Annotated in this window: 16 protein-coding genes; 12 read left to right on the top strand and 4 right to left on the bottom strand. The window is 72.8% G+C overall.

Annotated elements, in window-relative coordinates; all coding sequences use genetic code 11:
- Positions 1-80 precede the first annotated feature (80 nt).
- Together K7C98_RS35115 and K7C98_RS35110 are read left to right on the top strand one after the other, a co-directional pair.
- Positions 81-953 carry a hypothetical protein gene (locus K7C98_RS35115; RefSeq protein WP_224196230.1) on the top strand — a complete coding sequence of 291 codons (873 nt, stop codon included), beginning with the start codon at positions 81-83 and terminating at the stop codon, positions 951-953.
- A 51-nt stretch (positions 954-1004) separates the two neighbouring features.
- Positions 1005-2081 (top strand): hypothetical protein, encoded by a 1077-nt coding sequence (locus tag K7C98_RS35110; protein ID WP_224196229.1) that lies wholly within the window; start codon positions 1005-1007, stop codon positions 2079-2081.
- Between the two features lie 57 nt (positions 2082-2138).
- On the opposite strand, the gene K7C98_RS35105 is transcribed toward K7C98_RS35110, so the two are convergent.
- A complete protein-coding gene (locus K7C98_RS35105; RefSeq protein ID WP_224196228.1) occupies positions 2139-3974 on the bottom strand; it encodes a DUF2254 family protein in 1836 nt (611 codons plus the stop codon).
- Positions 3975-4024: 50 nt separating this feature from the next.
- On the opposite strand from K7C98_RS35105, the gene K7C98_RS35100 reads away from it, so the two are divergent.
- The 6 genes from K7C98_RS35100 (at position 4025) to K7C98_RS35075 (ending at position 8746) form a co-directional block, all read left to right on the top strand.
- The gene (locus tag K7C98_RS35100) at positions 4025-4834 is read left to right on the top strand and encodes a type III pantothenate kinase (RefSeq protein WP_224196227.1); all 810 of its coding nucleotides are present in this window, start codon (positions 4025-4027) and stop codon (positions 4832-4834) included.
- A 54-nt stretch (positions 4835-4888) separates the two neighbouring features.
- The gene (locus K7C98_RS35095) at positions 4889-5461 is read left to right on the top strand and encodes a Uma2 family endonuclease (RefSeq protein ID WP_224196226.1); all 573 of its coding nucleotides are present in this window, start codon (positions 4889-4891) and stop codon (positions 5459-5461) included.
- A gap of 10 nt (positions 5462-5471) precedes the next feature.
- Positions 5472-6380, top strand: coding sequence for a hypothetical protein (locus tag K7C98_RS35090; RefSeq protein ID WP_224196225.1), 909 nt, complete (start codon positions 5472-5474; stop codon positions 6378-6380).
- Between the two features lie 76 nt (positions 6381-6456).
- Positions 6457-7482, top strand: coding sequence for a TlpA family protein disulfide reductase (locus K7C98_RS35085; RefSeq protein WP_224196224.1), 1026 nt, complete (start codon positions 6457-6459; stop codon positions 7480-7482).
- A gap of 2 nt (positions 7483-7484) precedes the next feature.
- On the top strand, positions 7485-8180 hold the full coding sequence (locus K7C98_RS35080; RefSeq protein ID WP_224196223.1) for a cell surface protein: 696 nt from the start codon (positions 7485-7487) through the stop codon (positions 8178-8180).
- Complete coding sequence (locus K7C98_RS35075; RefSeq protein ID WP_224196222.1) at positions 8177-8746, top strand: DUF6939 family protein; 570 nt, start codon at positions 8177-8179, stop codon at positions 8744-8746. Before K7C98_RS35080 ends, K7C98_RS35075 begins: the two co-directional genes overlap by 4 nt.
- Before the next feature lie 278 nt (positions 8747-9024).
- On the opposite strand, the gene K7C98_RS35070 is transcribed toward K7C98_RS35075, so the two are convergent.
- The 3 genes from K7C98_RS35070 to K7C98_RS35060 all read right to left on the bottom strand — a co-directional run bounded on the left by K7C98_RS35070 (position 9025) and on the right by K7C98_RS35060 (position 11470).
- A complete protein-coding gene (locus K7C98_RS35070; protein WP_224196221.1) occupies positions 9025-9450 on the bottom strand; it encodes a sporulation protein in 426 nt (141 codons plus the stop codon).
- 304 nt (positions 9451-9754) lie between these two features.
- Positions 9755-9979: a hypothetical protein gene (locus K7C98_RS35065; RefSeq protein WP_224196220.1), complete on the bottom strand. Its 225-nt coding sequence runs from the start codon at positions 9977-9979 to the stop codon at positions 9755-9757.
- Between the two features lie 516 nt (positions 9980-10495).
- Positions 10496-11470 carry a MopE-related protein gene (locus K7C98_RS35060; protein ID WP_224196219.1) on the bottom strand — a complete coding sequence of 325 codons (975 nt, stop codon included), beginning with the start codon at positions 11468-11470 and terminating at the stop codon, positions 10496-10498.
- Positions 11471-11575: 105 nt separating this feature from the next.
- Between K7C98_RS35060 and K7C98_RS35055 the strand changes: the two genes are divergently transcribed.
- From K7C98_RS35055 to K7C98_RS35040, 4 genes are all read left to right on the top strand, one after another.
- On the top strand, positions 11576-12226 hold the full coding sequence (locus K7C98_RS35055; protein WP_224196218.1) for a hypothetical protein: 651 nt from the start codon (positions 11576-11578) through the stop codon (positions 12224-12226).
- Positions 12227-12557: 331 nt separating this feature from the next.
- A complete protein-coding gene (locus K7C98_RS35050; RefSeq protein ID WP_224196217.1) occupies positions 12558-14261 on the top strand; it encodes a SulP family inorganic anion transporter in 1704 nt (567 codons plus the stop codon).
- 389 nt (positions 14262-14650) lie between these two features.
- The gene (locus tag K7C98_RS35045; protein WP_224196216.1) at positions 14651-15829 is read left to right on the top strand and encodes an AAA family ATPase; all 1179 of its coding nucleotides are present in this window, start codon (positions 14651-14653) and stop codon (positions 15827-15829) included.
- Positions 15826-16319 (top strand): hypothetical protein (locus tag K7C98_RS35040; RefSeq protein ID WP_224196215.1); only part of this gene is annotated, 494 nt, incomplete at its 3' end. The genes K7C98_RS35045 and K7C98_RS35040, both read left to right, overlap by 4 nt.

The following is a 16319-nucleotide window of genomic DNA, read 5'->3' as shown; positions in this document are numbered from 1 at the left end:
AGGGCGTGCTGAGGCTCACAAGAGCCGACATTCCCGGGCCGGCAGCGCCTTCGGCGTCGAGTGTCGCTTTGGGGCTCGTCTTGGCGGGCCGGCGCCGCCTCCCACCGCTCCTGCTCGCGCTGCTCCTCGCCTGCAAACCGTACTCCCCGTGCGACGAGGAGGCCGCGTGCGTGTCGCCGTCCACCAGCTCCGGCGAGGCGACCGTGAGCGGCGAGAGCTCGAGCGGCGAGAGCTCGAGCGGCGACGGCTCGAGCAGCAGCGGCTCGACCGCCGTCGACTCCGGCTCCGACGCGGGCACGAACGGTCAGACGGACAGCACCGACTCGACGGGCACCACCAGCACCGGCGCACCGGCGGTGTGCGGCGACGGCGACGTCGACCCCGGCGAGGAGTGCGACGACGGCAACACCGACGACGCCGACGCCTGCCCGCCGACCTGCTTGCGCGATCGCTGGGTGTTCGTCACCGCGGCCACGCACAAGCCCGACTTCGGCGGAGCCGAAGGCGCCGACAGCCTGTGCCGGCAGTACGCCCTGCAGAGCGGCCGCGCGGACGACACGTGGAAGAGCTTCAAGGCGTGGGTCAGCGACTCGACCACCGACATCCGCGACCGCCTCACCCCGGGCGTCCTCGCCCGCTACGTCCGCACCGACGGCGTCGTCGTGGCTCGCGGCGTCGATCAATTCTTCTCCGGCACGCTCGAGGCGTCGATCAGCGTCGACGAGTTCGGCGCGCCCCAGGAGGGCGGGGTGATCACCGGCACCCGCCCGGACGGCACCGCCGTGCCCGGCTCGCTTCACTGCGACGACTGGACCTTCGTCGGCGACCAGCTCTCGCTGCATTACGGGGTCATCACCGCGACCGACGAGGCCTGGACCATGCCGTCCGACATGGACTTCAACCCCACCGCCTGCGGCGCGAGCTGGAGGCTCTACTGCATCGAGGGGGCCTGAACCACGATGCTCTTTCGAGCATGTCCTGGCGTCCATGTCCTTTCTGCCACCTTGCTCTTGACGCTCGGGACCGCCTGTCCTGACGACGCCGCCGCGCCCTCGACCACCGTATCGCCCGGCCAGCCCGGCCAGCACGAGCCGGCGACCACCAGCTTCGGCCCCAACGAGCCGACGCCGACCACCGCCGCACCGACCACCGGTGACACGACCGAGGCCACCTCGACCGGTCCGTCCACCACCACCGCGGCCGAGCCCGTGTGCGGCGACGGTCACCCCGATCCGGGAGAGGAGTGCGATCACGGGGCCGACAACGCGAACACGGGCGCGTGCACGCTCGAGTGCAAGCACGCGCTGTGCGGCGACGGCCTGGTCTGGGCCGGCGTCGAGGCGTGCGACTTCGGCCTCGGCAACGCCGACGCCTACGGCGGCTGCCGCCCGGACGACTGTCAGTTCGCCGCCCGCTGCGGCGACGGAATCCTCGACATCGAGTTCGAGACCTGCGACCTCGGTGACCTCAACGGCACCGGCGCCTCCCCGGACGGCATGGCCCCGTGCTCGCCGACGTGCCGGTTTCACGGCCGTCCGGTCTTCGTCACCAGTCAGGCGTACAGCGGCGACCTGGGCGGGCTGTCCGGCGCCGACCTCAAGTGTCAGGCGCGAGCCGCAGGCGTCGGGCTCGCGCACCCGCATACCTACCGCGCCTGGTTGGCCGACGGGTTCGACGGCCCCGGAGACCGCTTCGAGCAGAAGCAACTCGCCGGTGTCCCGTACCTGCGCCTCGACGGTCGCGTGATCGCGGCGGACTACGACGAGCTGATCACGCTCGGCCCTCGCACGGGCATCACACTCACCGAACTGGGTGAGCTACTCGTCGAGGAGTGGGTGTGGACCAACACCTCGGCCTTCGGCGACAGCTTCAGCCCCGACAATCACTGCTCGCACTGGACCACCAGCAACCCCGAACTGTCCGCCCGACTCGGCAAGAACGCCGTCGCCGTGGAGGACGGCCCCGCCTGGCAGACCTGGCGCGACGAGCGGCACTGGACCAGCTATCTGGGGCGGAAGTGCAACGAGACGTATCGCCTCTATTGCTTCGACGACGGCTTCGTCGCCGAGGAGGAGGGCTGAGCCCACCGCCTGGCCCTCACGACATGTCCGTTCAGACACGCATGAGGAGCCGCTCGCTCACTTGCGCAGCACCAGCGAGTCGTAGAGCACCGCCCCGTCGGCGGTCAGGCCGTCGAACCACGCGAAGAACTTCGGCAGCGTCGCCTTTTGGTCGGGCGTCAGGTAGTCGAAGTTGGAGCCGCGGTCGTTGACCTCCCAGAACTCGGGCGTGTCGAGGTTGGCCAGCTCGATCCACATCGAGCGCAGGCGGCGGGGGTCTTCGGCGCGCATGTCTTCGGCGATCCGGCGGGCCAGCGTGCCGGCGCCGTAGACCAGGTAGTGCGTCGCCAGCTTGATCTGGGCCTTCCGCACCCCGCGCAGCGTCTTGGCCTTGTCGGCCGACTCGGTCGCGTCGTCGACCGCGAGGAAGATCTTGAGCAGGTCGTCGTGGCACTCGCTGCTCAGCTGGAACGCCCGCTCGCACAGCGTGCCGATGTCGTGGGCGATGACCTCGGCGACGAACGCCATGTTGCGCTGGAACGCGACGCCCGAGTAGTAGCGCATGCGGTGCGCGATCTCGACGGCGCGGTCGGCCAGCGTCTTGTCCTTGTCGATCGCCGACGGCTTGGCCCGCTTGCCGATCTCGAGCACCGTCTCGCCGAGCTGGCGGTACTGGTGGAGGATGTTGTACGCGGTGCGGATGTCCGACGCGTTGAGGGTCGCGCGCAGGTACGTGTTGAAGAACTTGATCGTCAGGTCGAGCGCGCGCAGGTCGCCGTAGACGGACGCGGCCTCGCCGAGGCGGCGGGTGTTGATGGCGATCAGGTAGCAGATGTCCTTGATCTGGCTCTGCCCCTCGGTGAACAGCATCTGGTACTGGCGCAGCACCTTCCACTCGAGCCAGGTCCGGCGGTGGCGCAGGTCGGTGATCGCCTCGCTGGACAGCGACACGAAGTCGGGGCTCTGGCGGTCCGGGATCTTGAACCACTCGAGCACCATGCCGTTCTTCATCTCGCCGTACTCGACGCAGAACTCGCGCATGGCGTCGATCGTCGTCGAGACGATGTTCTTGTCCTTCTGCTGCAGCGCGTTGAGGCCGATGTTGGTCAGGTGCTCGACCGCCTCGACCGCGGTGCGCTGGCGCTGCTCGATCGTGATCGACTGGCGGCCGAGCTTGGTCGTGCAGGCGTCGAGCCCGTTGGCCTTGATGCGGCCGATGATCTTGTTCGGGTCGAGGAAGTCGAACACGTACGCGAAGTACGGGAACAGCAGCAGCAGGCTGGTCGTCATCAGCAGCATGGAGAACATCACGTCCCAGCGCGGGCCGGCGTAGTCGGCCCCGTCGAGCGAGAAGTTCACCCACACCACGAACACCGTCGACACGACGAAGAACCCGAGCACCAGCACGTTGGTGCGCGCGCGGAAGAACAGCACCGTGATGTGCGGCGTGAACCGGGTCGCCGCCAGCTGCACGATGATGCTCGAGACGGTGAGCGCGAGCCCGAGGACCGCCGCCATCACCTCGCCGAGGCCGCCGACGGTGTTCTGCGCCTTCTCGAGGTCCTGGTGGACCAGGCGGTCGACCAGGCTCAGCTCGTCGGTGCCGGTGTACGACATCACGTTGAGCCAGAACGACAGCAGGTAGAACACCACCACCACCGCGCCGATCATCAGCAGCGGCACGGACCAGGTCTTGAGGGCCAGGCGGTACTGCCCGCGGGCCTGCTGCTTGCGCCGGATCTCCGCCTCGCGCGGCTGGCCGTCGAGCGGCAGCCGGCGGAGGATCATCGACCGGCTGGCGTGCATCGTGTCGTCGAGCTTCTCCTCGCGCGTGACCGCCGTCGGCGACACCAGCGGCGGCAGCTCGCGCGGCTGCGACTGCGGCTCCTGCGCTGCCTTGGGCTCGTCCCCCACGGGCGCCACGGTAGCAGAGGTCGCGTCGTCGGGGTTAGAGTGGCCCCGTCATGCTGCTCGCCATCGACGTGGGCAATTCCAACACATCCATCGGGGTGTTCGCGGGCGGCGAGCTGCGATGCGAGCTGCGCCTGGTCACCCAGCGCAACTGGACCCGCGACGAGCTCGCGGTCGCCATCGAGCGCGTCCTTGCGCTCGTCGGCATCCGCTTCGTCGACCTCCGCGACGCCGTGGTCGCCAGCGTCGTGCCGCCGGTCGTGGGGCCGCTGTTGCGGGCCCTGTCGCACTACGCCGGGCTCGGCGCGCTGGTCGTCGAGCCTGGCCTCGACGTCGGCATGCCGATCCTCTACGACCCGCCGCACGAGGTGGGCGCCGACCGGATCGTCGCCGCGGTGGCCGCCCATCGCCGCTACGGCGCCAGCGGCACCGGGGGCGCTTCCGAGCCGGCGCGCGGCGTCCTCGTCGTCGACTTCGGCACCGCCACGACTTTCGACGTCGTCACGCCGGCGCCGGAGTACCTCGGCGGCGTCATCGCCCCCGGGATCGGCATCAGCGCCGACGCCCTGTTCGCCCGCGCCGCCAAGCTCCCGCGCGTCGACATCGCCCGCCCGGCCCGCGTCATCGGCACGAGCACGATCATGGCCGTGCAGTCCGGGCTCTTGTACGGCTACGTCGGTCTGGTCGAGGGCATGATCCGGCGGATCCGCGGCGAGCTCGATCACCCCGTCGCCGTCGTCGCCACCGGCGGCTTCGCCCCCGACGTCGCCCGTGAGACCGACGTCATCGACGTCGTCGACGACGCCCTCGTGCTCGAGGGCCTGCGCCTCGTCCACGCCCGCCACCGTCCGCCCGCCGACTGACGCAAACATCCTCGCCGCGCGCCCGCCTCGCCGGCATGTGGTACCGTTCGCGTCGTGGAGGCCGCGCGCAAGCTCAAGACCTACGAGGATCTGCTCGATCTCCCCGAAGACGTGCGCGCCGAGCTCCACGCCGGCGAGCTCGTCACTCAGCCGGGCGGCTTGCCCGACCATGGCCATGCGCAACTCGGCATGGGTCGCTTCATCGGCGGTCCGTTCGGCGACGACACCGACGGTCCCGGCGGCTGGTGGATCTTGCCCGAGGTCGACGTCCGCTTCACGCGTCACGACGTCACCCGCCCCGACCTCGCCGGCTGGCGGCGCACCCGCCTGCCCTCGCCGTCCGGCATACGCCCGATCGACGTCGTGCCCGACTGGATCTGCGAGGTCCTGTCGCCCTCGAACGCCCGCCACGACCGCGTCTTCAAGGCCCGGCTGTACGCCGCGCACGGCGTCCCGTACTACTGGCTGGTCGACCCGGCCGAGCGGATCCTCGAAGCATATGTCCTCAAGGACAGCCAGTGGCTCGTCGCCGGCACCTGGGACGACACCGCCGTGGCCCGGGTCCCGCCGTTCGAGGCGGTCGAGCTCCCGGTCGGCCGGCTGTTCTTCCCGCGCCCGCCCACCTGACCTTTCCGTCATGTTGCACCCGCCCCTCAGCGACGCGCGCCTCGGCGCCCGCCTGCACAAGCTCGTCGGAGCCGGCGCCGGTGCGGCGCAGCGCGAATTGGCGGCGCGGGCCCTGGTCCCTGCGCCCGGCAGCGACACCTGGCTCGCGCTCTATCAGTTGTGGGCGCTCGGTCAGGCCCCGCACGCCGAGCTCGCCGGTCGCACCGCCGCCGAGCTGCCCGGCCCGGCGATCTTCGCCGCCCTCGCCGACCCGCTGCTGCCCGCGCCGGCGCTCGACTTCATGGCCCGGCGGCGGCTCGCCCACGCCGACGAGCTCGCGGTGCTCGTGCGGCACCCGCAGGTCCACGCCGACACCCTCGCGCTGGTCGCCCGCTGCGGCCCGCCGCGCGCCTGCGAGGCGATCGCCATCGCCCACCCGCGGCTCTTGGCCGCGCCGGCGATCCTCTCCGCGTTGGCCCGCAACCCGCGCTGCCCGGCCGCCGCCCTCCACGCCGCCGTCGAGCTCGGCGCGCGCGAGCGGGTGCCCGGGCTGCGCGGCCTGCTGCAAGCATTGCTCTCGGGACATGTCCCCCACGACAGGTCCGACGTCCACGCCGAGCGCCAGCTCGCGGCCATGCGCTCGTGCGCCGGCGAGGACCTCGCACCCGCGCCGCCGCTGCCGCCCGACCCCGACGACACGCCCGCGGACGCGCCCGCGCCGGCCCTGCTCGAGCCGTCGCCCGCCGTGCCCGCGCCCACGCGACCGGGCGCCCCGTACAGCGCCCGCGTCGCCGAGGTCCTCGACCCGCGCACCCCGCTGCCGCTGGCGATGAGCCTGCTGTGGCGCCTGCGTCGCGCCGACCTGCGCCGCGTCGCCGACGCCCGCCGTCTCCCGCGTCCGCTCGTCGCCGCCGCGCGCCGGAGGCTCGGCCAGCCATGAACCCCCTGCTCACCGCCCGCCGCGGCAGCGCGCTCCTCCACATCGCCGCCGCCGCGCGCCGGAGGCTCGTCGATCCATGAACACCCTGCTCACCGCCCTCGCCCGCTGGGGCGGCGCGCTCGTCCATCCCCGGGCCACCGCGGCCGCGCTGGCCCCCGACGCCGGCCCGCGCGACGGCCTCCTCTTCCTCCTGCTGTTCGCCGCCGGCGCGCACCTCCTGCCGCTCGGCGACGCTGCGGCCGACTTCGTCGCCATGGCCGGCCTCGCCGCCCTGCCGACCTTGCTGGCCGGCTTCACCGTCCTGATCCCCTGGCTGGTCGCGACTCTCGGCGTCGAGGCGATCCTCGGGCCCCACCGGGCTCACCGGGCCGCCCTGTGCCTGTTGCCGATGCTGCTCCTCGTCGTGCTCGCGCGCCTGCTCGCCGGCGCCGGCCACCCGTTACCTGTCCCGAAGTACAGCATCGAGATCGCCGGCGCCGCCCTGGCCGCCGCCCTTGCGATCTGGATCCGCCCCGCCGTCCGCCTGTCCCGCGAGCCAGCTCCATCCGCCCCGCCGCCGCGCCGCCCCGCCGCCCTCGTCGTCGGCGCGCTGGTCGTGCTGCTGCCGCTCGTCAGCGCCGGCCGCGACGCCGCCGACCTCGCCGAGCACTGGGGCACCCTCGCCCCGGTCAGCGCCGGCGAGGAGGTGCCCGAGTTCCACGTCAACGACCTCGACGGCCTCGACTTCACCGCCGCCGACCTGCGCGGCAAGGCCCACTTGCTGGTCTTCTTCACCAGCTGGTGCGGCGTGTGCAGCGACGAGATGGCGACCTACGCCGCCGTCCACCGCGAGCTCGGCGAGCGCGGCTTCGAGGTCGTCGGCGTCAATTGCGACCGCGAGGGCGACCAGCGGGCCATCGCCGCCCGCTACCGCGACGACAAGGGCCTCCCGTTCCGCGTCCTCCTCGACCACGGCGCCCTCGCCCGCGCCTTCCGCCTGTCGGTCTATCCCCACCTCGTGCTGGTCGACAAGCACGGCCAGATCCGCTGGGTCCACCAGGGCCGCGTCATGGACCGCACCCTGCGCGCCTCGATCGCCGCCGCCACCAGCCCCGACGCCTGACCATGCACGCCCGGCTCCTCGCCCCTCTGGCCCTCGTCCTCGCCTGCGCCCCTGTCGACGAGCCCGAGGACGGCCTCGATCGCCACCCCGTCCTCGAAAATTGCCCCGAGGACATGTCCGACGAGACAGCCAGCGATCCCTTCGCCGACTGCGTCGACGAGTTCTTGCCCATGGGGGCCGGCCACGGCCGCGAGTCGTTCCCCGACATCGTGCTCGGCCCGCCGGAGGCCGGCGTCGACGGCAACGCCGGCCTCGACGTACTGTCGCTCGGCTGCGGCGGCCAGATCACCCTGAAATTGGCCGGCGCCGGCGTCGTCGACGGCCCCGGCCCCGACCTGCTGGTGTTCGAGAACCCCTTCGTCGTCGGCGACGGCACCTTCATCGAGCCCGCGCGCGTGCTCGTCAGCGACGACGGCGTCGACTGGCGCGCTTTCGCCTGCGACCTCGCGGGCGACGATCCCCCGCGCGGCTGCGCCGGCGTCGCGCTCGTGCACGCCAACACCGCCAACGGGCTCGACCCCACCGACCCCGCCGTGGCCGGCGGCGACGCCTTCGACCTCGCCGAGGTCGGCCTCGCGCGCGCCCGCTGGGTCCGCCTCATCGACGTCGGCGAGGAGTACGATCCGTCCGGCCTGTGGTGTTCGGGTCCGAGCGGCGGCTTCGACCTCGACGCCCTCGCGGCCGTGCACGCGCCATGAGTTTTCACCTCTACAACCGTCACGCGCTGGCCCACGTCGGCAAGCGCTTCCCCGGCGCCACCGTCCTCGACCTGACCTCGCGCGGACCTGACCCATGGGTCAGGTTCAGCCCCTTCTATCCGCACCGCGGTGTCCCGATCCCCTTCACCCCCGGGCGCACCGCCGCCTCGGTCGAGGGCGTGTGGCAGGCGCTCAAAGTTTTTTCCAGGGAGGACGTCGACCCGAGCAAGCTCGACGTCACCAGCATGAAGGGCCTCAAGCGGACCGTCCGGCGCCTCGGTCCCTGCCTCGGCCACCGCGAGGGCCTCGCCGGCGAGCGCCTGCTGTCCTACGCCGAGGCCCGCCGGCGGATCTACCTCCCGACCTACCGCTGGGTCCTCGACCACCGCCTCGGCGCCGAGCTGGCCGAGCTGCGCCGCCTCGGCGCCCTCGGCCCGGTGGTCCTGCTCGACTACGAGACCAACCCCGACCCCGACGACCTCAGCCGCCCGCTGTCGCACGTCGGCCTCGTCATCCACCTGCTGCAGGGGACATGGCCAGACATCCATGTCTTTTCAAACATGTGACCGAGGACATGTCCTCGATCACATGTCCGCTCGCCTGTCGCCGCGAGAGAATGCATCAGCGACGAATGCCCACCGGGGACCTCGGTAGAATCACGCGACCCCTCGCCGGGTAGGTCTGTCCCAATCGACAGACCTGCCCGCGAGATCCACCCCCTCAAGCTCGACGCCCGAAAGCTCGCGCAGCGCCGCCGCGCACGACTCCGCCAGGTCGAGCTTCTCGTCGCGTCGTCGAGCGACTCCGCCAGCTGCGCCGCGCTTCGCGGCCCAGGCGCACGGCTTCACGCGACGACCACCAGCGGGACCTCGGCGCGAGGGTCGAGGCCGGCGATCGCCATCTCGGCCACCAGCGCGTAGGCCAGCGACCCGGCGCTCGGCGCCAGCGCGGGCGGCAGCGGCAACGCGAATTCTCGCACGATCTGCTGGCCGGGCTGGAGCACCGGCCCATCGAGGGCGAGCTCGGCGGAGGCGAGGTGCCGGCGCCGCACGCGATCCGGCCGCATGGCCGCGCTCGGCCGGGTGTGCCTGAGGCGTTGCTCGTCGAAGTGCAGCGCCACGCTGAGGACGGGGACCTCGTAGCTCCCGCCGCGGACGGCGACGGTGCCGCGGATGACCTCGCCGGCGCGGACCGGACCGGCGACGCCCGCGATGGTGAGGGTCGGAGCCCCGATGCCCACTGCGCCCTTTAGCCGATGGATGAACTCCATGCTGTGGTCATACGATAATGCGGTCATCCGTCGAGCGGCGCGATCCAGAATACCCGCAGCCGGCCGACTTCATCCTCCTGTCGCTCCTCTGCTTCGGGCTCTGGGTCCGCACCACCGCACCTCACCGGCCCGGCGACCGACCTCGGGCTCCACCGAGTCGAGCTGTTCTCCGCCACGGCCGAGGCGCTCGCGCTGGCCGACCGCCACGCCGCCCCTGCGCGACCGCGCTTCGACGCTCGCGCCCTTCGACATGTCCGATTCGACATGTCACCTCATTGTCATCCGCGCCGGCCGACCGCCCGCGTCACCCGCGGCCGCGCTGGCGCTCGATCGCCTGCACCAGCGACTCGAACGCGATCCGCTCGGCCTCCGTGCGCGACAGCTCGCCGTCGATCTCGCAGATGGCGGCCCGCTCGTCGAAGCGCTGGCGCAGGTCGTCGCGCAGCGCGTCGTCGCGGACCTGCGCCAGAAGTGATGCCGCCTGCCGCGCCCACCGGCTCGGCCCCGTCCCCGCGCTCGCAACCTTCACGCCCTCTCTATGCCCGAGCCGCCGGGCCCTCGCCATCGCCGCGGGCGCGCGCCGTTCCGCGCCGCGCACGAACGCCCCGCGCGGGGTCGAGCGTCACGTGTCCACAAGGACAGACGATGGAGCGAGCGCGCGCATCACCTGGCGCGAGAGACATCGAATAGGAGCGGCCTCGCGCATCACCTGGCCTTCAAGACAGCCGCTCGGGAGCTCGCCCCGCGACCGTCGCGTGCGCCCGCTCGCGACCGCAGCCGGGATTCTCTCTCGCAGCGTCGACCGCGCTCCGACCCGCGCGGCCGCACGTCCGCAGATCCAGCAAGAGCCCCGCTCACCGCGCCGGCGGCCCACCCGCTCCCGCGATCCATCCCGAGAGACACAGCCACACCGCGCATCACCTGTCCCGACGGCCAGCCTCATCACCCCGCCACGCGTCGTGAATGTCCCTTCGGCCAGATCATCCGACGCGCCCGACGCCCCCGGCGCGGGACCCCGCGGCCGCCGCGGGTCCCGCCGCGCGAATCACGGCAGCGGGCCCTCGCAGATGAACTTGAACCCGTCGCCGCAGAGGTGGTCGTTCCAGCGGCCGCCGCTGCCGGGGTACCCGAGCTCGCCGTTGCTGTCGAGCAGGATCACGCAGTCGGCGACGTCGGTGAACACCCACACCTGATCGTTCGGCTCGTTGTTGCCCCACAGATCGTCGTCGACGGAGATGTCGCTGTTGTCGGACACCCACTTGAACTTGTTCTCGTCGGCGCGGTCGTTGGCGCCGATCCACCACCCGCCGGTGTTGCCCATCTCCTGCAGCAGCCAGTCGTGCTCGGCCCCGCCGTCGTCCTTGACGAGGTGCATCCCGTGCATCACGCAGAACGCCTCCGCCGGCTCCCAGTCGAGCGCGTTGCTGCAGAAGTAGTACAGGCTGCCCTCGCGGACGCGGAAGCGACAGGCGCCGCACTCGGTCGCGTTGGTCTCGGCGTCGTACTCGTCGAGCACCCCGTCGCAGTCGTTGTCGATCCCGTCGCACATCTCGGTGATGCCGGGGTGCGCGTTGGCCGACATGTCATTGCAATCGGTGTTGTCCGGGACCCACCCCTGGGTGCCCTCGCAGACCATCGCCGGCATGGACGGGTCGCCGTAGTAGTCGTTGTCGAAGTCCTTGTAGGCCATCACCAGCGGGCAGCCGGTCGTGATGTCCGGCCCGGTGTCGGTCGACGGTTCGGTCGTCGTCTCGGGCTCGGTGGTGGTCGTGAGCGGCGGCATCGACGTCGGGTCGCCGGGCCCGCCCTCGGTCATCGACTCCGAGCCCGACACGCCGACCGTCTCCTCGCTCGTCGTCGTCGTCGACGTCGGCCCGGTCGTCGGCGGCGACGCCGTCTCCGTGCTCGCCGTCGTCGTCTCCGTCACGCCCGGGTCGGGAGTCTTCGGCGTCTCGCCGAGCCCCGAGGCGTCGAACGTGCAGCCCGCGAGCGCGAGCAGAAACCCGGCGTTCCATCGCATCGCCGGTCACTCTAGCTGGAACCGGTCGCTCGCGGACCGCCCGCGGCCGAGGAACTCTCACACCCGCGGGCGCGAGCGCGCGCCGCGTTTGATACACTCGCCCGCATGCGCACGCGCCTCGCCCCCCTGCTCGCCGCCCTGCTCGCATGCACGCCCGTGACGACCGATGCGCCGCCCAGCCAGCCCCCCGCCCCGACGCCCGCGCCCCAGCCGGGTCTGCCCGCGACCTCCGCACCGACACCGACCCCGACCCCGGCCCCTCAGCCGGCCCCCGAGACGCTCGAGGAGCGCAATGTCTCCAAATCCGCCGGCACCGCGGGCGGCGTCACCGTGCTGTGGCCGCGCATCATCCCCCGCGAGATCGTCGACGACAACCGCGGCCTCGCCAGCGCCCTCCAGCAGCAGATGAAGCGCATCGTCGAGAAGCACCTGCCCGGACGTCCGATCGACTTCCGCCCCGAGCCCGAGCGCGTGTGCCCGAAAGCGGGCTGCGCCGGCGTCTCGGTCGGCCTCCTGCTGTCGCGCCAGAACCAGGGCTGCCTGGTCATCGCCCTGATCTCCCGCCCCGGCGTGTCGCCGACCAAGATCGTCCCCTGGGTCGGCAAGGTCCAGCTCCGCGCCGACACCGTCGGCTTCCGCGAGTGGCCCGAGTCGCAGATCACCGTCGACGACTACGTCCCCTGCAACTCCCTCCTCACCACCATGGACGCCCAGGAGCCCGCGATCGCGGCCGCCCTCCAGGCCGCCGCCCAGTGACCGCCGACCTGTCTCTCCCGCCAGGCCACCGCCGCAGCCTGTCTGACTAATCATCGCCGGCCCCGAGATCGACGCGCTCATCCCACCTGGCCCTCGCGCCAGGTCATGATCGCCGGCTCGCCACCTGTCCCGAGCGACATCTCGTCCCGGCTCGTACGAAACATGTCCATCGGGACATGTTCGTCGCCCGCCCGACCTCTCCCGAGTTCGCCGCCGCAGCGGGCACGCGTGCGCCCAGGCTGGCGGCGCCTCCACTAAACTGAACCCGCGCCGTCGTCCGCTTCCCCGCTGAAGCCGGCGCGACGACGTGCCACACTAGCGACGCGACCGCATGCCGCTGCTCGAGCCCAAGCGCCGCGCGCTCCTGCGCTGGACGACCGGCTACTGCCGGGCCGACTTCAGCGCCGACCTGCTCGCCGGCGCGACCACGGCCGTGCTGCTCGTCCCGCAGGCCATGGCCTACGCCATGCTCGCCGGCCTGCCGCCGATCGCCGGCCTCTACGCCTCGCTCGCCCCGCCGCTGATCTACGCCGTGCTCGGCACCTCGCGGCGCCTCGCCGTCGGACCGGTCGCGCTCGACTCGCTGCTCACCGCCGCCGCGCTCGCCCCGCTGGCGAACGGCGACCTCGCCACCTACGCCGCAGCCGCCGCCGCGCTGGCGATCCTCGCCGGCACGTTTCAGGCCGTCACCGGCGCCTTGCGCCTCGGCTTCGTCGTCAACGTCCTCTCGCTCCCGGTCCTGCGCGGCTTCACGGCGGCCGCCGCGATCCTCATCATCGCCAGCCAGCTCGGCCCCCTGCTCGGGCTCAAGCTGCCGACCAGCGCCGGCCTGGCCCCGCTGCTCGTCGCGCTCACCGGGCAGCTGCGGGGCGTGCACCTGCCGACCCTCGCGCTCGGCCTCGGCGCCGTCGTCGTGCTCGTCGCGCTCGGCAAGTTCCGCGGCAAGGCGCTGCTCCTCGTCGTCCTCGCCACCCTCGCCGGTCACCTCCTCGACCTCGACGCTCGCGGCCTCGCCCTGCTCGGGCCCGTGCCCTCCGGCCTCCCGCTGCCCACCTGGCCCGCGCTCGACCGCGAGCTGCTCCTCGGCCTCGCCCCCGCCGCCGGGCTGATCGCCCTCATCTCGTTCATGGAGGCCTTCTCGAGCGGCCTCGCCGTCGCCCGTCGCGGCGAGGTCGTCGAGCCCGACCAGGAGCTGCTCGCGCTCGGCTTCTCCAACATCGCCGCCGGCCTCGTGCGCGGCTACCCGATCGCCGGCGGCCTCTCGCGCACCGCCGTCAACGCCCAGGCCGGCGCCCGCAGCCCGCTCGCCGGCGTCGTCACGGCCGCGCTCGTCGCCCTCACCCTCGCGCTGTTCGCCCCGCTGCTCGCCACCCTCCCGCGCGCCGTGCTGTCGGCGATCATCGTCGTCGCCGTCGCCCGCCTCGTCGACGTCGCGTTCGTCCGCCAGCTCCGGCGCACCCGCCCGCGCGAGCTCGTCCCGCTGGCGATCACCTTCGGCACCACCCTCGCCCTCGGCGTCGGCCTCGGCCTCGCCTTCGGCGTCGGCGCCTCGCTGCTGCTGTTCGTGCTGCGCACCACCCGGCCGCACACCGCCGTGCTCGGCCGCCTCCCGGGCACCCAGGTCTACCGCAACGTCCTCCGCTTCCCCGACGCCGAGACCGTCCCCGGCGTCGTCATCGTCCGCCTCGACGCCCCGCTGTACTTCGCCAACGCGACCTACCTGATCGACGAGATCCGGCGCCAGATCTCCGCCCAGGGCGCGCGCGCCGTCGTCATCGACGCCGGCGGCGTGCACGACATCGACGTGTCCGCCCTCGCCAACCTGCGCGACTTCCTCGGCGAGCTGCGCCAGTGCGGCGTCGAGCTCTACATCGCCGACCTCAAGGGCCCCGTGCGCGACATCCTCGCCCGCAGCGGCCTCACCCGCGAGCTCGGCCCCGACCGCTTCAGCTTCACCGCCCACGAGGCCGTCCAGCGCGCCAGCGCCGCCCCGTCGTCGCCCCCGGACCCGCGCGCCACCCAGGCCTGGCCGTGATCGGTCTCCTCGGGCATGTCCCATGCGACATGACTGTTCAAACATGTTCATCAGGCAATACCCGAAACGACATGTCTTCAGGGTCATCCCATGATCCGCATGACCTGCCCTGGCTGCGCCGTCGTCGCGTCATGGCCGGCGCGCTCATCCGAGCGTTCGCGGTGCCGCCACGAACGACGCCCCTCCTCCGAGTCGGTGCACCCGCGCCCCGGGCTGGCACTCGCCGCGGCAGGGCCCACGCCCGCGGCGCCAGAAGATCGCCAGCTCGATCTCCCGCGGCACCGTGTCCTGCGCGCGCGCGAGGGCGCCGTCACTGCCACGTCGCGCTTTTCCGCGCCTCACCTCCACGACCGCGAATTCTCGCGAATCGCGTACCCTGGCACCCGCCAGTGACCCTCTCGTCTCTCCCGCAAGCAGCAGCCTCCCTTCGCACAGCGCTCGCCGCCGCCGGTCGCGGCCTCGTCGAGCGCGACGCCTTGCTCGAGCTCGTCGTCCTGGCCGCGGTCGCCGGCGAGCACGTGCTCGTGATCGGTCCGCCCGGCACGGCCAAGAGCGCCGCGGTGCGGCGGATCGCCCGGGCCGTCGGCGGCAACTACTTCGAATACTTGCTGGGTCGCTTCACCGAGCCGGGCGAGATCTTCGGGCCCGTCGATCTCCGCAAGCTCCGCGACGGCCGCGTCGAGACCGAGACCGCCGGCATGCTGCCCGAGGCCGAGATCGCCTTCCTCGACGAGGTCTTCCTCGGCTCGACCGCGATCCTCAACGCCCTGCTCGGGATCCTCGCCGAGCGGGTGTTCCGCCGCGGTCACACCGTCATGCGCTGCCCGCTGCGCGTGTGCGTCGGCGCGGCCAATGCCTTGCCGCAGGAGGAGGGCCTCGCCGCCTTCGCCGACCGCTTCCTCGTGCGCGTGTTCGTCGACGCGATCCCCGACGCGCGCCTCGAGGAGCTGCTCGAGCAGGGCGCCGCCGCCAGTCACGACCTCGACGCCCCGCTCACCTCGCTCGCGCAGCTCGACGTCCTCGCCGCCGCCGCCCGCGGCGTCGACCTCGACGGCGTGCGCCCGGCCCTCGTCCACGCGATCCGCCGCCTGCGCGCCGCCGGCATCGCGCTGTCGGACCGCCGCCTCGTCAAGATCCAGCGCCTCGTCGCCGCCGCCGCCGCGCTCGCCGGGCGCACGCGCGCGGGCGAGGGCGACCTGTGGCCGATCGTCGCCGCGGTGCCGACCGCCGCCGAGCAGGCGCAGACGCGCGACGCCCTGCGCGACCTGCTGCAGCGCTCCGAGAGCGGGGTGCTCGGCGCCGCCGCGGCCGAATCGTCGCTCGGTCCGCTGGCCCGCGCCGCCCGGCTCGCCGACGACGCCGACCGCGTGCTCGCGCAGGACCCCGGCAGCGAGCCGCTCGCGCGCGAGGCCTGGCGGCTCAAGCTCGAGGCGATCGCCCGCGAGATCGACGCCAGCTTCCACCCGAACGACCTGCCCGCCGCCGCAGCACGCGTGCGCGCGGCGATCGTCGCCCGCTTCGCCGCCCTCGACGGCGACGCGCCGATGCCCGCCCCGGATCCGGTGTGACCGCCGCGATTCGCATCACCTGGTCGCCGCGCCCGATCCCGCTGGCACCCGCCGCCGTGGCCGCCAGCGGCCCCGTCGCCGCGCGTCTGGCCGATCGCCTGCTCACCCTCGCCGACGACGTCCTGCTGCGATTGCGCGGCGTCGCCGGCCGCGACCTCGTCGTCCTCACCGGCGAATCGTCGGATTTGCCGTGGCTCGACGGCGTCGACTACCTCGGCCGCGACCCGCTCGCCCCCGGATTGTACATACCGACCACCCTCGAACCCGCGCCCGCCGCCGCGCTGCTCGAGCGCGCCCTGCGACGCCGCGCCCCGCAGCTGGCCGCCCCGCTGGCCCTGCTGCCGCCGCCGCGCGCAGCGACGACCGATCCATTCATCGGGCGGTCCGCGAATCCGAACTCGTTCACGCCGGGGCCCGAATCGACCGCCCCCCAATCACAGGTGCCACTCGAATCGCCCCCCTTCGCGCCGCCCTCGTCCTTCCCCGCGCG

The sequence above is a fragment of the Nannocystis pusilla genome (assembly GCF_020073745.1).
In the GTDB taxonomy this organism is placed as follows: Bacteria; Myxococcota_A; Polyangia; order Nannocystales; family Nannocystaceae; genus Nannocystis; species Nannocystis radixulma.
The sequence above is the reverse complement of the archived record's forward strand: the minus strand, read 5'-3'. Positions and strand labels throughout refer to the sequence as shown.

Coding starts and splice junctions, on each gene's coding strand:
- K7C98_RS35085 (WP_224196224.1), top strand. CDS start 6,457: ATGAACACCCTGCTCACCGCCCTCGCCCGCTGGGGCGGCGCGCTCGTC.
- K7C98_RS35070 (WP_224196221.1), bottom strand. CDS start 9,450: ATGGAGTTCATCCATCGGCTAAAGGGCGCAGTGGGCATCGGGGCTCCG.
- K7C98_RS35055 (WP_224196218.1), top strand. CDS start 11,576: ATGCGCACGCGCCTCGCCCCCCTGCTCGCCGCCCTGCTCGCATGCACG.
- K7C98_RS35090 (WP_224196225.1), top strand. CDS start 5,472: ATGTTGCACCCGCCCCTCAGCGACGCGCGCCTCGGCGCCCGCCTGCAC.
- K7C98_RS35080 (WP_224196223.1), top strand. CDS start 7,485: ATGCACGCCCGGCTCCTCGCCCCTCTGGCCCTCGTCCTCGCCTGCGCC.
- K7C98_RS35100 (WP_224196227.1), top strand. CDS start 4,025: ATGCTGCTCGCCATCGACGTGGGCAATTCCAACACATCCATCGGGGTG.
- K7C98_RS35060 (WP_224196219.1), bottom strand. CDS start 11,470: ATGCGATGGAACGCCGGGTTTCTGCTCGCGCTCGCGGGCTGCACGTTC.
- K7C98_RS35075 (WP_224196222.1), top strand. CDS start 8,177: ATGAGTTTTCACCTCTACAACCGTCACGCGCTGGCCCACGTCGGCAAG.
- K7C98_RS35050 (WP_224196217.1), top strand. CDS start 12,558: ATGCCGCTGCTCGAGCCCAAGCGCCGCGCGCTCCTGCGCTGGACGACC.